General features: G+C 46.7%; 11 protein-coding genes. 8 read left to right on the forward strand and 3 right to left on the reverse strand.

Going from position 1 to position 14,866, the window contains the following annotated elements; genetic code table 11:
* Nucleotides 1–211: 211 nt before the first annotated feature.
* From ACRRU2_RS02770 to ACRRU2_RS02805, 8 genes are all read left to right on the forward strand, one after another.
* Nucleotides 212–2,020 carry an ABC transporter ATP-binding protein gene (locus tag ACRRU2_RS02770; RefSeq protein ID WP_331698740.1) on the forward strand — a complete coding sequence of 603 codons (1,809 nt, stop codon included), beginning with the start codon at nucleotides 212–214 and terminating at the stop codon, nucleotides 2,018–2,020.
* Between the two features lie 8 nt (nucleotides 2,021–2,028).
* Entirely contained in the window at nucleotides 2,029–3,831 is a 1,803-nt protein-coding gene (locus ACRRU2_RS02775) for an ABC transporter ATP-binding protein (protein ID WP_432500087.1), read from the forward strand.
* 81 nt (nucleotides 3,832–3,912) lie between these two features.
* A complete protein-coding gene (gene purT / locus ACRRU2_RS02780) occupies nucleotides 3,913–5,103 on the forward strand; it encodes a formate-dependent phosphoribosylglycinamide formyltransferase (RefSeq protein ID WP_432499868.1) in 1,191 nt (396 codons plus the stop codon).
* Nucleotides 5,104–5,113: 10 nt separating this feature from the next.
* The gene (locus ACRRU2_RS02785; protein ID WP_331698743.1) at nucleotides 5,114–5,380 is read left to right on the forward strand and encodes a YqkE family protein; all 267 of its coding nucleotides are present in this window, start codon (nucleotides 5,114–5,116) and stop codon (nucleotides 5,378–5,380) included.
* A gap of 59 nt (nucleotides 5,381–5,439) precedes the next feature.
* Entirely contained in the window at nucleotides 5,440–6,630 is a 1,191-nt protein-coding gene (locus ACRRU2_RS02790) for a M14 family metallopeptidase (protein WP_331698744.1), read from the forward strand.
* A 175-nt stretch (nucleotides 6,631–6,805) separates the two neighbouring features.
* Nucleotides 6,806–8,776 carry a DNA topoisomerase IV subunit B gene (gene parE, locus ACRRU2_RS02795; protein ID WP_432499869.1) on the forward strand — a complete coding sequence of 657 codons (1,971 nt, stop codon included), beginning with the start codon at nucleotides 6,806–6,808 and terminating at the stop codon, nucleotides 8,774–8,776.
* Nucleotides 8,777–8,788: 12 nt separating this feature from the next.
* Entirely contained in the window at nucleotides 8,789–11,257 is a 2,469-nt protein-coding gene (gene gyrA / locus ACRRU2_RS02800) for a DNA gyrase subunit A (RefSeq protein ID WP_331698746.1), read from the forward strand.
* Nucleotides 11,258–11,462: 205 nt separating this feature from the next.
* Nucleotides 11,463–11,870 carry a MarR family winged helix-turn-helix transcriptional regulator gene (locus tag ACRRU2_RS02805; protein WP_331698747.1) on the forward strand — a complete coding sequence of 136 codons (408 nt, stop codon included), beginning with the start codon at nucleotides 11,463–11,465 and terminating at the stop codon, nucleotides 11,868–11,870.
* Nucleotides 11,871–11,981: 111 nt separating this feature from the next.
* Here the strand turns inward: ACRRU2_RS02805 and ACRRU2_RS02810 are convergent, their stop codons facing one another.
* The 3 genes from ACRRU2_RS02810 to ACRRU2_RS02820 are packed head-to-tail and all read right to left on the reverse strand — an operon-like array spanning nucleotide 11,982 to nucleotide 14,830.
* On the reverse strand, nucleotides 11,982–13,223 hold the full coding sequence (locus ACRRU2_RS02810; protein WP_432499870.1) for a CapA family protein: 1,242 nt from the start codon (nucleotides 13,221–13,223) through the stop codon (nucleotides 11,982–11,984).
* A gap of 6 nt (nucleotides 13,224–13,229) precedes the next feature.
* On the reverse strand, nucleotides 13,230–13,967 hold the full coding sequence (locus ACRRU2_RS02815; RefSeq protein WP_432499871.1) for an RluA family pseudouridine synthase: 738 nt from the start codon (nucleotides 13,965–13,967) through the stop codon (nucleotides 13,230–13,232).
* The gene (locus ACRRU2_RS02820) at nucleotides 13,964–14,830 is read right to left on the reverse strand and encodes a class I SAM-dependent methyltransferase (protein WP_432499872.1); all 867 of its coding nucleotides are present in this window, start codon (nucleotides 14,828–14,830) and stop codon (nucleotides 13,964–13,966) included. Before ACRRU2_RS02820 ends, ACRRU2_RS02815 begins: the two co-directional genes overlap by 4 nt.
* Nucleotides 14,831–14,866: the final 36 nt, after the last annotated feature.

Consider the following 14,866-nt stretch of genomic DNA (forward strand, 5'->3'; position numbering starts at 1 on the left):
GTGAGCAATACGTATGGATGGCTATGTTTTTAGACGATTTAGGAGTATTTCCAGCGCTATATTCTGTTATCGCCGTAATAAGCTGTTTCGTTCACATATTCGCAACATTTTGGAATTTGCTCCTCTTAAGCGATGCTGTTAATATTCATTCATATCAATAACAAACAAGTAAAAACAAACAAAAAAACCAAAGATGGGGAGTTGGATCAAGTTGGACGTACTAAGGCAATTAAAGGCCTTTTATTGGCCGGAGCGTAAGTTTTTAATTGCTTCGATTTTATTTTTAATGTGTGCTACTGCGCTCGGCCTCATTTATCCAAACTTGCTGCGGTATTTGATTGACGATGTCATTCAGCCGAAGAAATTTGAACTGGTGCCAATGCTGGCTCTGCTCGTTGTCGGCGTAATTGCGACAAAAGCGATCAATCAATTTTTACATGGTTTTTTTGGCGGAAGATTAGGCAACAAAGTCGCTTATAATCTCCGCAATGCTTCGTATGATAAGCTGCAAAGCTTGTCCTATCAATACTACGACAAGGCCAAGACTGGAGACTTAATGTCCCGCTTGACCGCTGATCTGGAAGCGATCAGAAACTTCATTGGCTTTGGTTTTGCACAAATTTTGAACATGGTGCTTATGATTGTTTTTGGCGGAGCAATGATGCTCTATATTAACTGGCAGTTAACATTGATCACGTTGATTACGATTCCTTTTCTCGGATTTTTGGCGCTGCGTTTTGAAAAGCATATTCATCCCGCATTTAGGGAGATGAGACAGGCGCTTAGTAACTTGACAACAGCTGTACAAGAAAATATTACAGGCGTTAGAACAGTAAAGTCGTTTGCGAGAGAGTCCCATGAGGTAACGAAATTTTCCACTCGAAGCGATGCTTATCAAAAAAATCAGGTAGGAGCCGCTAAGATTTGGGCGAAGTATTTTCCGGTGATGGAGTTGGTCGCCAACCTTAGCGCAGTTATTTTGCTCATATCAGGCGGCTTGCTCGTCATTAATAATCAGCTTAAACTTGGCGAGTTCGTTGCGTTTTTCAGCTTAATCTGGTACATTATCGGACCGATGTGGGGACTGGGATTCCACATTAACAACTATACACAATTCAAGGCTTCGGGGGAGCGGGTGCTGGGACTGCTGAATGAGCATATCCATGTTAAGGATAAGCCGGATGCCATCGTACTTAATAAAGATCAAGTTCACGGACATATTCGCTTTCATCATGTCAGCTTCAACTATCCGGATAAAAGCAATGCTGTAACCGATATTGAGCTGGATGCTCCTGCAGGGTCAGTAATCGGGTTGCTTGGCGCAACCGGTTCAGGCAAATCAACTATTATACAGCTATTAATGCGCGCTTACAATGTGAAGGATGGCTCTATTACGCTCGACGGCATCGATATTCGAGATGTGAATGTAAGAAGCCTGCGCAGGCAAATTGCAACTGTGTTTCAGGAAACGTTCCTGTTCTCAGCCTCTATCCGCGACAATATTGCTTATGGCGCCAGCAACGTAACACAGGAGCAAATTGAGCGGGCAGCCAAGCTGGCGAAAGCGCATGATTTTATTATGGAGTCTCCGCTAGGCTATGACACGATTGTTGGAGAACGGGGAATGGGGCTGTCCGGCGGACAGAAGCAGCGTATTGCAATTGCCAGAGCGCTGTTGACCGATCCGCGCATCTTGGTGCTTGATGACGCAACAAGCGCAGTCGATATGGAAACGGAGCATGAAATTCAAGCTGGCTTCAAGGAGCTGATGAAGGGCCGCACGACGTTTATTATTGCCCATCGCATATCCTCCTTGCGTCATGCCGATGAAATCATTGTGCTGGATAACGGTCACATTGTTCAGCGCGGGAAGCATGCTGATCTTATTCACGAGCCGGGCCCATATCGCAATACGTATGAAATTCAATATGCGGATTACCTGCTGCAGCAGCGAAAAGCCCGGGCATCTGCCGCTGAGTCGAATGTTGTGCATTTGGAGCAGAAAAGAGGTACGGTGTAATGAGTACAATGTCAAAGTCAAAGCTGAGAAACCGCAACGAACGCTTTGTCTATCAGGATGACGATCAGATCGAAAAGCCTTTTAACTGGGCGCAATTAGCCCGCTTGTTCAATTATATGAAGCCTTACCGAAAGGAGCTTGTGCCGGTCATTCTAATGATGGTACTAGGCACGATTACTCGCTTAACCATTCCGCTTCTTATTATAGTAGCTATTGACAAGGCGATTGGAAAAAATGATACTACGCTGCTGCTGATCATTGGCGGCGCAATGCTGGCGCTATATTTGCTGCAATGGGTGTCCAACAGCTATCGCATCAAATATACAAGCATTATCGGCCAAAAAGTTATCTATGATTTGCGCAATCATTTGTTTCAGCATATTCAGAAGCTGTCGTTTAACTTTTATGATAAGCGTCCAGCAGGCTCGGTGCTCGTAAGGGTAACCAATGATGTCAATGCGCTGCAGGATTTGTTTACCAACGGCGTCGTTAACCTGCTGATGGACTGCATACAGCTTGTAGGTATCGTCATTATTTTGCTAGTTTTGAATGTGAAGCTTGGCTTGGCAGTAATGATTACCGTCCCGCTGATGTTTATTGTATCGACTTCCCTGCGCAAGCGAATCCGCTTTGCCTGGCAGGATGTTCGGATGAAGCAGTCGCGCATCAATGCGCACTTGAATGAAAGCATTCAAGGGATGAAGGTGACACAAGCTTACGTGCAAGAGAAAGATAATATGGGCTTTTTTGACCATATGAACACGATTAATCTAAAGTCCTGGAATAAAGCTTCCGCGCTTAATCAGCTGTTCGGGCCAGTCATAGAAATTACTGCAGCAGTAGGCACGTGCATCTTGTTCTGGTATGGAACATCTCTAGTTCAAGCAAGCGCTATTACAGTCGGTTTTCTAGTAGGCTACGCCAATTATATGGGTAACTTCTGGGAGCCGATCAACAGGCTCGGGCAAATGTACTCGCAGCTGCTGATCGCAATGGCATCTTCCGAGCGAATATTTGAATTTATTGACGAAAAGCCTAATGTCGGGGAAGCGGATCAAGCGAAGCCGTTGCCAAGCATTAAAGGCGATGTATTGTTTGACCATATCGTTTTTGAGTATGAGCCAGGCAGACAGGCGCTTAAATCTGTAACGATCGATGTGAAGGCAGGCCAATCTATTGCTCTCGTAGGTCATACTGGCTCTGGCAAAAGTACAATCATTAATTTGCTATGCCGTTTCTACGATCCTGTAGAAGGCCGAGTATTAATTGATGGTACGGACATACGAGATGTAACAATTGAAAGCTTGCGCTCTCAGGTTGGTATTGTACTGCAGGATACGTTCATATTCAGCGGCTCTATTCGGGACAATATCCGCTATGGCAGACTGAATGCGACCGACGAGGAAATCGTGGAGGCCGCCAAAGCTGTACATGCGCATGATTTCATTATGAGCTTGCCTGACGGCTATGACACGCAGGTAGAGGAGCGGGGCAATGTGCTTTCAATGGGAGAGCGCCAGCTGCTGTCGTTTGCCAGAGCGTTGCTCGCTGATCCGCGTATTCTCATTCTGGATGAAGCTACCGCAAGCATCGATACCGATACGGAGCTGAAAATCCAAGAAGCGCTTAAAGCACTGCTGAAAGGCAGAACGTCATTTATGATCGCTCATCGCCTGTCTACGATCCGCAATGCCGATGATATTATTGTTTTGGATCATGGCAAAATTGTAGAGCAGGGCAACCACGAGCAATTAATGGAAAAGAAAGGCTATTACCATGGCCTAATCGAAGCCCAGTACCGATTTATATAAGCGCTGCAAATAGAAATAGTTGATTTTTCAATTTAGAACCTCCACAATGAAAGAAAAAGCTTTCGGGAGGTTCTATTTTTTATGGGTTATTCTGCTCCACTACATGCTCATGCACGTAAATTAATGCTGCTTGGATCAGGCGAGCTGGGCAAAGAGGTCACGATAGAAGCACAGCGAATGGGAATTGAGACGATTGCGGTGGACCGCTACGAGCATGCTCCTGCGATGCATGTTGCGCATAGAAGCTACGTGATAGATATGCTTGATGGCGAGGCGCTAAGAAATGTAATTATGAGAGAGCGCCCTGATTATATCGTTCCGGAAATAGAAGCAATCGCTACAGATACATTAGTTGAGCTTGAAGCAGAGGGCTTTCTCGTTATTCCAACTGCAAGAGCTGCCAAATTAACGATGGATAGGGAAGGCATCCGCCGGCTGGCTGCCGAGCAGCTGCAATTGCCAACGGCGCCATACCGCTTTGCGGACAGCTTTGAGGAGCTGCAAGCCGCTGCGGCTGTACTGGGCTTTCCTTGTGTAATCAAGCCGATTATGAGCTCATCAGGCAAAGGGCAGAGCGTCTGCCACTCCGAGCTGGAGCTTGCAGCCTGCTGGCAATATGCGCTTGAAGGCGGACGGGCGCGCAAGCAGCGCATCATAGTCGAAGGATTTGTGCGTTTCGAGTCAGAAATTACCCTATTGACCGTTCGTTCTGTATCTGGCACGAGCTTCTGCGCGCCGATCGGCCATATTCAGAAGGACGGCGATTATATTGAATCGTGGCAGCCTCATCCTATGACCGCGGACCAAATTGAAGAGGCTGAGCTTATTGCCAGAACAATTACCGACGAGCTGGGCGGCTTCGGAATATTTGGGGTCGAGCTGTTCATAACGCAAGACGGGGTATTGTTTAGCGAGGTATCGCCGCGTCCGCATGACACCGGCATGGTAACGATGGCAACGCAGGAGCTGTCTGAATTTGCCCTGCATGTCCGCGCTATATTAGGACTGCCGATCCCTTCTATTAAGCTCGTATCGCCTGGCGCTTCGAGAACGCTCAAAGCAGACCGCGCAAGTGAAGGCTACACGATAGAAGGCGTTCAGGAAGCGTTGGCAGTTCCATCTGCGCAAGTAAGAATATTTGGGAAGCCGGTTGCGCTCGAAGGCAGGAGAATGGCTGTTGCGCTGTGCAGCGCAGCTAATGTTGAAGAGGCAAGAACGAACGCGCGAGCAGCAATTGAAGCTCTCTCCATCAATTATTACAGCAAGAAGTGAGGGAAAAGCTATGGCAAAAAAGAAAAGCAAAGCTGTGAATCATAACAAGCAAATGGATGCGCAGCCAAGCGGCAATATGCTTAAGGATTTACTCAATGCCGATGTGCTGGATAAGCTGAAGCTGCAAGCCAAGGAGACAGAGAAAGCCGAGCAGGAGCGCAAGCAGCGGGAAAAAGAAAAGGAAGCGGAAGCCAAGCGGCAGGCGCAAAAAAAATTAGAAAATGATTTTTCATATTTGCTGGACAATAGCGATCCGAACTGGAGTAAATATAAATAACACGAGAAGCAGCGTTTCGCCATATGATATTGCAAATAGGCATATGGAGGGATTGCTGCTTGAAAATATATGTACAGCACGGAGATTCTTTATGGTTGTATAGCCAGCTGTTTGAGCTGCCCTTGCAGCTGCTTATCGATTCCAACCGGCAAATAAATGCCAAGGCGCTGCAAATTGGGCAAACGGTGCAAATTCCCGGTTATCGCCTGCAAAGCTACACGGTTAAAGCCGGTGATTCCTTATGGGCGATAGAACAGAGATTTGGAGTTAAGCATAATCAGCTTATGCATTTGAATCCGGGCGTCTCCGTTTACGGTTTGCCGATTGGCCTTCTGCTGCAGCTGCCAATTGCAGTATCGACAATGGTAGTGAATACGAATCGTCCTTATACCTATGGAGCTCTAAATGAAGATATTGCACGCCTCGCTGAGCTTTATCCATTCATGCAGCTGGAGCAAGCTGCGACGTCAGTTATGGGCAAGGAAATTATCGCTTTGTCGATTGGCAGCGGCCCAAAGCGCGTTCATATGAACGGTTCGATTCATGCTAATGAGTGGATAACTACCCCTGTGCTCGTCAGATTTCTTAATGAGTATGCCTTGGCCTTAACGTCCGGAACGGACATTCGCGGGCTTAATATGAGGCAATGGTATGCGGCTGCTACGATGTATGTTATTCCTATGCTGAATCCCGATGGAGTAGATTTAGTGATAGAAGGCCCGCCAGACGAGGAGCCTTATCGCAGCAATGTACTGCAAATAAATGACGGCAATGAAATATTTAGCGGCTGGAAAGCTAATATTCGCGGCGTAGATTTGAATAAGCAATTTCCTGCATTATGGGAGCGGGATGCGGTACAAGGCCCTCAACAGCCGGCTCCCAGAGATTACTCCGGAACAGCCCCGCTTACTGAGCCGGAGGTTCAGGGCTTGGCGGAATTCACCAGGCGCAAGGACTTTGCTCATGTGCTTGCTTTTCATACGCAAGGAAAAGTGATATATTGGGGGTTCGAGCAGTTGGAGCCGCCTGAAGCAGAGACCATGGCCAATGAATTTGCCAGAGTGAGCGGTTATAGCGCCGTTCGGTATGTAGACAGCACCGCAGGCTATAAGGATTGGTTTATTCAGAATTGGCGCAGGCCCGGGTTTACGATTGAGCTGGGTGAAGGTGTTAATCCTTTGCCGCTTAGCCAGTTCGAAGAAATTTATGAGGCAGCTCTGGGCATTATGCTGGCAGCACTATACGAATGATGCTTGAGGGAGGCTGGCTTGGCAGTCTTCCTCTTATTGCTTGCATCGTTATTTAAGAAAATTAGCACTTTAGCCGTTAATCGTATAAAATGTCGTTATAAACGACGAGTTACTTTACGAATGCGGGCTGTTGCATTAAAATAGCGGAAGGTGTATTACTGAACGGGGGGAACTTATGACAGAGCAATTGGATTTATTCACGCAGCCTGCTGGCACTGATCAGCAGTATGGCGCTGATGATATACAGGTTCTTGAAGGATTGACAGCGGTTCGCAAGCGGCCGGGCATGTATATAGGAAGCACAAGCAGCTCAGGCTTGCACCATTTGGTATGGGAAATTGTGGATAACGCAGTTGATGAGCATTTGGCCAAATATTGTACCGCAATTGAAATGACGATACATAAGAACGGCTCTATTACGGTTTATGACAACGGCAGAGGTATTCCTACAGGCATGCACAAGATGGGCATACCGACTCCTCAGGTCGTATTTACGATGCTGCATGCAGGAGGTAAATTTGGCGGCAGTGGATATAAAAAATCAGGCGGATTGCACGGAGTAGGCGCATCGGTTACGAATGCTTTGTCCGAGTGGCTTGAAGTCGAAATTTTCAGGGAAGGAAAAATTCATCGCCAGCGCTTTGAATATTGGGTGGATGAGCAGGGCAAGGAGCATGTTGGAGAACCGGTATCAACGTTGGAAATTGTAGGAAATACAAATCGCACAGGCACGAAAGTTACGTTTTTGCCGGACAAGCGTGTATTTCAAAGCGGAGTATCCTTTAACTATGATATGCTTTCTGAGCGGCTGCAAGAAATTGCCTTTTTGAATTCTGGCCTAAAAGTAACGATCAAGGATGAACGAAGTGCAGCGGAGGATGTGTTCCATTATGAGGGCGGCGCCAAGCAGTTCGTGGAATACTTGAACGAAAATAAGTCGGTGCTGCACGAGGCGGTGCATTACTTCGGCGAACGTGACGATATTGAGGTCGAAGTAGCATTCCAATATAATGACGGCTATACAGAAACGCTTGTTTCCTTCGTTAACTCTATTCCTACAAGAGGCGGAGGAACGCATGAAACAGGCTTCAAAACTGCCTATACGCGTGTGTTGAACGATTATGCGCGCAAGGCGGCAATGCTCAAGGAAAAAGAGAAAAATCTTGAGGGCACTGATTTGCGTGAAGGCATGATGGCTGTAATTAATATTAAAATGTCTGAAGTAGAGTTTGTTGGACAAACAAAGGATCAGCTGGGCAGCGCATCGGCGCGCAGCGCTGTCGATGCGGTAGTTTCAGAAAAAATGCAGCAATTTCTCGAGGAAAATCCGCAGGTAGCCCAGCTTATGCTGAAGAAGGCCATGCAAGCTTCGAAGGCAAGAGAAGCAGCACGCAAGGCGCGGGAGGAAATCCGCAGCGGCAAAAAGCGGAGCGAGAGCACCAACCTTGGCGGTAAGCTTACACCTGCTCAATCCAAGGATTATTCGCGCAATGAGTTGTTTATTGTTGAGGGAGATTCTGCTGGCGGCTCGGCCAAGCAAGGGCGCGATTCCAAGCATCAGGCGATTTTGCCGCTTAAAGGGAAGCCTATGAACCCTGAGAAGGCAAAGCTCGCAGATATTTTGAAAAATGATGAGTACAAGGCTATTATCGGGGCGATCGGAGCGGGTGTCGGCTCTGAATTTGAAGCCGATGAAAGCAATTACAGCAAAATTATTATTATGACGGATGCCGATACGGACGGCGCGCATATTCAGGTGCTGCTGCTAACTTTCTTCTACCGTTATATGAAGCCGCTTATCGACGCGGGAAAAGTATATATTGCGCAGCCGCCTTTATATAAAATAACAAAAAAATCAGGGAAGCTGGAAACGGTCCGCTATGCGTGGACGGACGAGCAGCTGCAAAATTATTTGAAAGAATACGGCAAGAGCTATGAGCTACAGCGCTACAAAGGCTTAGGGGAAATGAACCCTGATCAATTGTGGGAGACGACAATGAATCCTGAATCCAGAACGCTGCTGCAGGTGCAGATCGAGGATGCGGCCAAGGCAGAACGCAGAGTATCGACGCTGATGGGAGATAAGGTTGATCCCCGCAAGCGCTGGATTATCGAAAATGTCGACTTTACACAATTTGAAGAATAGGGGGATCTGTCCATGAGCATTCTAGAGCAGTTTTTGCCTGCTTATTTGGAAGAAATTGTTGGTGATCGTTTCGGTCGCTATTCAAAATATATTATTCAGGATCGGGCTATTCCCGACGTGAGAGATGGCTTGAAGCCTGTACAAAGGCGTATTCTATATGCGATGTATGATGCAGGCAACACGCCGGATAAGCCTTACCGCAAGTCAGCCAAAACAGTCGGCGACGTAATGGGTAATTATCATCCGCACGGCGATTCGTCCATATACGAAGGTATGGTGCGGATGGCGCAGCCTTGGAAGATGGCACATCCGCTTGTTGACGGTCATGGCAACTGGGGATCGCAGGATGATGACCCGGCAGCTGCAATGCGTTATACGGAAGCACGTTTATCGAGCATTGCTATGGAGCTGTTAAGAGATATTGATAAGCGGACGGTGGCGTTTAAGGATAACTTTGACAATACAACGAAAGAGCCTGTCGTCCTGCCATCTCGATATCCTAATCTGCTTGTTAACGGTGTTAGCGGCATTTCATCGGGCTTTGCCACAGAAATTCCTACGCATAATTTGCGCGAGGTTATTGATGCAGCGGTTGCATTAATGGAAAAGCCGGCTTTGGAGCTAGAGCAGCTGATGCAATATGTGAGCGGGCCTGACTTCCCTACGGGCGGCATTATTATGGGAGAAGAAGGCATTAAAGAAGCTTACCGTACAGGCAAGGGCCGCATTTATGTCCGTGCGGTAACAGCGATTGAAGATTTGCGCGGCGGGAAGCAGCAAATTGTTATTACTGAAATACCGTATGGCGTCGTAAAATCAAGACTAGTAACGGCGATGGAAAACATAAGAATTGAACGCAAGGTAGAAGGAATCGCAGAGGTACGTGATGAGAGCGGCCGGGATGGTCTTAGAATCGTTGTTGAGCTGCGCAAGGATGCGGATGCGCAAGGCATTCTCGCTTATTTGTTGAAACGTACCGATTTGCAAGTGACGTACAATTTCAATATGGTGGCGATTGTCAACAAGACACCGATGCAGCTGGGTCTTAAGGACATGCTGTCTGCATATATCGAGCACCAGAAGGAAGTTATAACGCACAGAACGAGCTATGAATTAGAGAAGGCGGAAGACCGTGCTCATGTCGTGGAAGGGCTCGTAAAAGCGTTAAATATACTGGATGAAGTTATCGCTGCTATCAAAGCTTCCAAAAATAGAGCGGATGCCCAAAACAATTTAGTAAAGCTGTTCCAATTTACGGAGCGCCAAGCGGATGCAATTTTGACTTTGCAGCTGTATCGTCTTACTAATTTGGAGATTACCTCTTTAGAAAAAGAGCATAAGGAAGCGATGAAGCGAATCGCTTACTTGCGTTCTATTTTGGAAAATGAAAAAAAGCTCATCGGCGTAATCAAAGACGAGCTGACTGAAATTAGAAACAAATTTGGCATTGATCGCAGATCAGTGATCCGCGGCGAGGTAGAAGAGCTTAAAGTAAATGTAGAGGTGCTTGTCAATGCGGAAGAAGTGCTCGTCACATTAAGCGAGGACGGCTATATGAAACGGACAAGCATGCTGTCCTTCACAAGATCCGGCGGTGATATAGAAAGCTCCGGTGTGAAGGAAGGCGATATGATTCGTCAGGTGCTGCCGGTAAATACATTGGACAATCTGCTTATTTTCACAAAAAAAGGGCAGTATTATATGCTTCCTGTTCACCAGATACCGGAGTTCAAGTGGAAGGACATCGGAACAGCTATCGTAAATATTGTACCGCTGCCAAAGGAAGACAGTATTGTCGAAGTCATTCCAGTTAAAGATATTCAGCAGTCAACAGAAACGATCGTTTTTGTTACAAAGCGCGGGCAGGTAAAGCGGTCTGAGCTAAAGGATTATTTTACGACTCGTTCCAATTCGATTGCCGCCTGCAAGGTTGCGGATCAGGATGAAGTAATTAAGGTTGCTCTAAGCGACAACATGAAGCAGCTTTTGCTGGTCACAAAGGATGGCATGAGCATCCGGTTTGCTGAGAGTGAAGTTAATACAATGGGGCGCGTCGCTTCCGGTGTAAGAGGCATCCAGCTGAAAAGCGATGATGAAGTCATTGCTGCATTATGGGTAGCAGACGACGAAGGAGAGCTGTTAGTCATTTCGGATTCAGGCTATGCGAAGCGCACCCTGCTGCTGGACTATCCGATTCAAGGCAGAGGCGGTAAAGGCGTTCCAACGTTTGAGTTTAAAGAAGGCAAGCGAGTCCGTCCAAATGGTACGGTTCTTGCAGCGGCATTTTATTGCACAGAAGAAAAACATATTATAGCGATAACGAACCACAATACAAAGCTTGAGGCTTCCTCGGAAAAAGCGCCGATTGAGGATCGGAAATCTGTAGGAAAGCAGCTGCTTGCAGTGGATAAGAAGGAAGCAATTGAAGTTACGTTTGAAAAGCCTTCCTATGTGATGGAAGCAGGAGCGGAAAATAATTAAAGAGAAGACATGAACTTTTTGGAGACAAGCATAATCGTTTAAGCAACAAAAAACGACAGTATGCTTGTCTCAATCTGTCATGGAGTGAACGAATACCTCAGCAATTGACTGAAACTATTAATCGCGTTAATCTTTTATTCGACATTATCAATTGCTATAATTAAAAGTAGATAACGCGGAAATTGATAGGAAGCGGGTGAATAGCTTGATTGCTGATGATTTCACACGATTATGGACCAGAATGTCGAGAGATTGGAAGCTGAGCTTGGAGCAGGCGCTTGCGCCATTGACGGAGGGACAGCTTAATGTGCTTGAGCTAATATTGGAAGCTGAGACGTTAAAGCCGTCTGATCTTATCCAACATTTATCTACCTCTCCTGCAGCCATTACTACGCTGCTGGATCGCATGGAACGAAATGAGCTTATTGTTCGCACCAGGGATGAAGAGGATCGGCGTGTAGTATGGATTAGCGTATCTGAGAAAGGAAAGCAGGAAACGGAGCGCGGAAGACTTGTCAGGAGCTCGCTGATTTCGGAGTCCCTGGACAGAATATCCGAGCATAATCAACAGCTGCTTGTCTATTTATTAGGCAAGGTTGCCAAAAGCTCATAAATGCCACTGCAAGCTGCCGATAATTAAAAAGCTGATCAACCTTTAACTGCAATTAGCAGAGAGAGGCTGATCAGCTTTTTTGTTAATGCCGGGAGCTTTACACCATAATTTTTATTTTAGAGCCTCCAGCCTTTTTACAAGCATATCAAAATCCTTTTTCAGCATTTCATAATCAGAAGGCTTCAGCAGCTTATCTGAAGAAGCAGCTATCGTCTCTTCTACAGGTAAAATGCGATATCTGTAATGCTGATCCGGCTTGTAGCGGTGCACCCAGGTTGGCGTCACTTCGACATCTGTAATTTCAATCGTTTTGTCCGTCATATTTTTACGTATATTCACTTTAAATATGGCTCCGTAATCCTTGGAGTTGCCGCGTTGATTGGAGATGAAATTGCCCATAGAATATATGATTACAGCTTGCTTGGCATTTCCGTTGTCATCAACTGTTTCAACCAGCTCATAAGGCTGCAGCACATGGGGGTGAGAGCCTGCGATAATGTCTGCACCAGCAGCTACAAGGGAGCGTGCCAGTCTTTTTTGTTCTTCATTAGGCATCGTCTGATACTCTGTGCCAAAATGCAAGGCTATTGTAACGACATCGGCGCCGGCCTCTCGGATTCTATGAATATCCGCTTTAATTTTTGTTTCATCGATTAATGAAACAAGATAATCCTTTCCGGTAGGGATCGGAATGCCATTCGTACCATACGTATAGGATAAGATCCCCATCACGATGCCGTTCTTTTCCACTAATAAAAGCTTTTCCGCTTCTTCCTGCGATGCAGCCGTGCCTACATATTGCAAGCCAAGCTTTTGCAGCAGCTCCAGTGTGCGCAGTATGCCCCGCTCGCCTTTGTCCAGGGAATGGTTATTGGCCGTCGTCAACAAATTGAAGCCGGCATTTTGCAGCGCTTCGACCAGCTCATTCGGCGCATTAAACGTCGGGTAACCGGAATATCCAATATCAGCGCCTGCGACTGGTGTTTCTAAATTTGCCATTATCCAGTCGCCCTGCTTAAGAATTGGCGCCACTTCATTGAAGAAGGGATCAAAATCATAACGGTCTTCCGCTTTAATATAAGCGCCTGGCAGCTGCGGCGAGTGGCTCATAATATCGCCGACACCGACCCAGACCGCTTCTTGAAATACGGGAGCTTCCGGCGTTGGCTCAGGCGTAGCTGTAGGCACTATGCTTGGCGTGCTGGAAGTATTGACCGTCAAGTCATTGCCTTTTTCATTCTGTTTATCGATTAGATCAGAAGCCAAGTAAACAACACCGTAAACTAGCGCTGCAAGCACTAGAGAGATGATCGTTTTGAGCAGAAATCTTTTTTTTCTTCTTTTTCTTCTCATTCCATCTTAATTCCCTTCAGCATGTATTGAAGATAGATAGGCTGTTGCTGCTGCTTGCAGCTCGTCCTCCGACCATTCAGCAAACACATGAATTCCTTTTGGAATGGATTGAAAAGTCATCGTTTGTTTTGTAACGGGATGTGCTGTGGTTATAGAGGTTGACCAAAGCGCAATCGTTGATAACGCGGATGACTTGCCCTGTCTGCCATATTTTAAATCTCCTGCTAAAGGACAGCCGATATGGGCAAGCTGTGCGCGAATTTGATGTGATCGTCCAGTATGGAGCGAAATGGCGAGCAGGCTTGAATTGTTTTTAATCGCTATAACCTGGTATTCAAGAATAGCTTCCTTGGCTTCAGGGGCAGGCTTGTTGAACACGGTGACGTGATTGCGTTTTGTGTCCTTGCGCAAATAATGCACAAGCACAGCTTCCTTGGCTGGCGGCTGGCCATTGACAACACATAGATAGGTTTTGTCAAATTGCCTGCTGCGCACGGCCTCGGACATTCTGGAAGCCGCTTTAGATGTTTTGGCAAACAGCATAGCGCCGCCAACCGGCCTGTCCAGCCGATGCACCAAACCCAAGTACACATTGCCAGGCTTATTGTAACGCTGCTTAAGGTCCTCTTTAAGCAGCGTCAGCATATCTGCATCCTTCGTTTCATCCTCCTGGGAAGGAATGCCCTGAGGCTTTTCAACCACTAGCAAATGGTTGTCTTCGTAAATAATAGGAATAGGGATCAATTAGCTTCCCACCGTCCTAAAATGCCGCAAGGCAAGTGCAGTCCAGATGCTGTAATCGGCAATCCAATTTCACCGCAATTTATTTGGCCGCCGTACTTCGCCTTCATCGTCATATGCAGCAAATTATGCAGGACCGAAGGGGACAGGCCTGTTGTATAAGAATTAATAAGCAAAAACAAAGGGGTGTCTGATAATATAGTGGTGCATGTTTGCAGAAATGGGAAAAGACTGTCCTCCAGCTTCCATGTTTCGCCCTGTGGTCCGCGTCCGTAAGACGGAGGGTCCATAATGATCGCATCATATTGTCTGCCGCGTCTTTGCTCGCGTTGAACAAATTTGAATACATCATCAGTGATATATCGGATTGGAGTCGACTCCAAGCCGGATAGCTGGGCGTTTTCTTTGGCCCACTGCACCATGCCCTTGGCAGCGTCAACATGGCATACCTCAGCGCCCGCCTTGGCAGCTGCCACGGTTGCTCCGCCTGAATAAGCGAACAGATTCAGCACGCGGATCGGACGATTAGCGCTGCGGATTTTGTTCATCATCCAGCTCCAATTGACAGCTTGCTCTGGAAATAAACCGGTATGCTTGAAATTGGTTGGTTTTATATGAAAGGATAGATCTTCATAGGAGATCGTCCAGCGTTCAGGCAGGGAAGGATTCATCTTCCAATTGCCGCCGCCTGAAGAGCTTCGGAAATAATGGCCGTCGGCTTTTTTCCAAAGTCCTGTTTCATTGGCTATAGGCCAAATAATTTGCGGATCCGGACGGCGCAGGATATAAGTTCCCCAGCGTTCCAGCTTATCTCCGTCTCCCGTATCCAATACTTCATAGTCTGTCCAGTTGTTTGCAACATACATCGTTATTAATTCCTTCCTCGACAATAATTTATATCT

Source organism: Paenibacillus sp. GXUN7292, assembly GCF_050864975.1.
Lineage (GTDB): Bacteria > Bacillota > Bacilli > Paenibacillales > Paenibacillaceae > Pristimantibacillus.

Bases quoted from the DNA above. Each gene is read 5' to 3' on its own strand.
- ACRRU2_RS02820 (WP_432499872.1), bottom strand. From the start codon at position 14,830: ATGTATGTTGCAAACAACTGGACAGACTATGAAGTATTGGATACGGGA.
- ACRRU2_RS02775 (WP_432500087.1), top strand. From the start codon at position 2,029: ATGTCAAAGTCAAAGCTGAGAAACCGCAACGAACGCTTTGTCTATCAG.
- ACRRU2_RS02810 (WP_432499870.1), bottom strand. From the start codon at position 13,223: ATGAGAAGAAAAAGAAGAAAAAAAAGATTTCTGCTCAAAACGATCATC.
- gyrA (WP_331698746.1), top strand. From the start codon at position 8,789: ATGAGCATTCTAGAGCAGTTTTTGCCTGCTTATTTGGAAGAAATTGTT.
- ACRRU2_RS02785 (WP_331698743.1), top strand. From the start codon at position 5,114: ATGGCAAAAAAGAAAAGCAAAGCTGTGAATCATAACAAGCAAATGGAT.
- purT (WP_432499868.1), top strand. From the start codon at position 3,913: ATGGGTTATTCTGCTCCACTACATGCTCATGCACGTAAATTAATGCTG.
- parE (WP_432499869.1), top strand. From the start codon at position 6,806: ATGACAGAGCAATTGGATTTATTCACGCAGCCTGCTGGCACTGATCAG.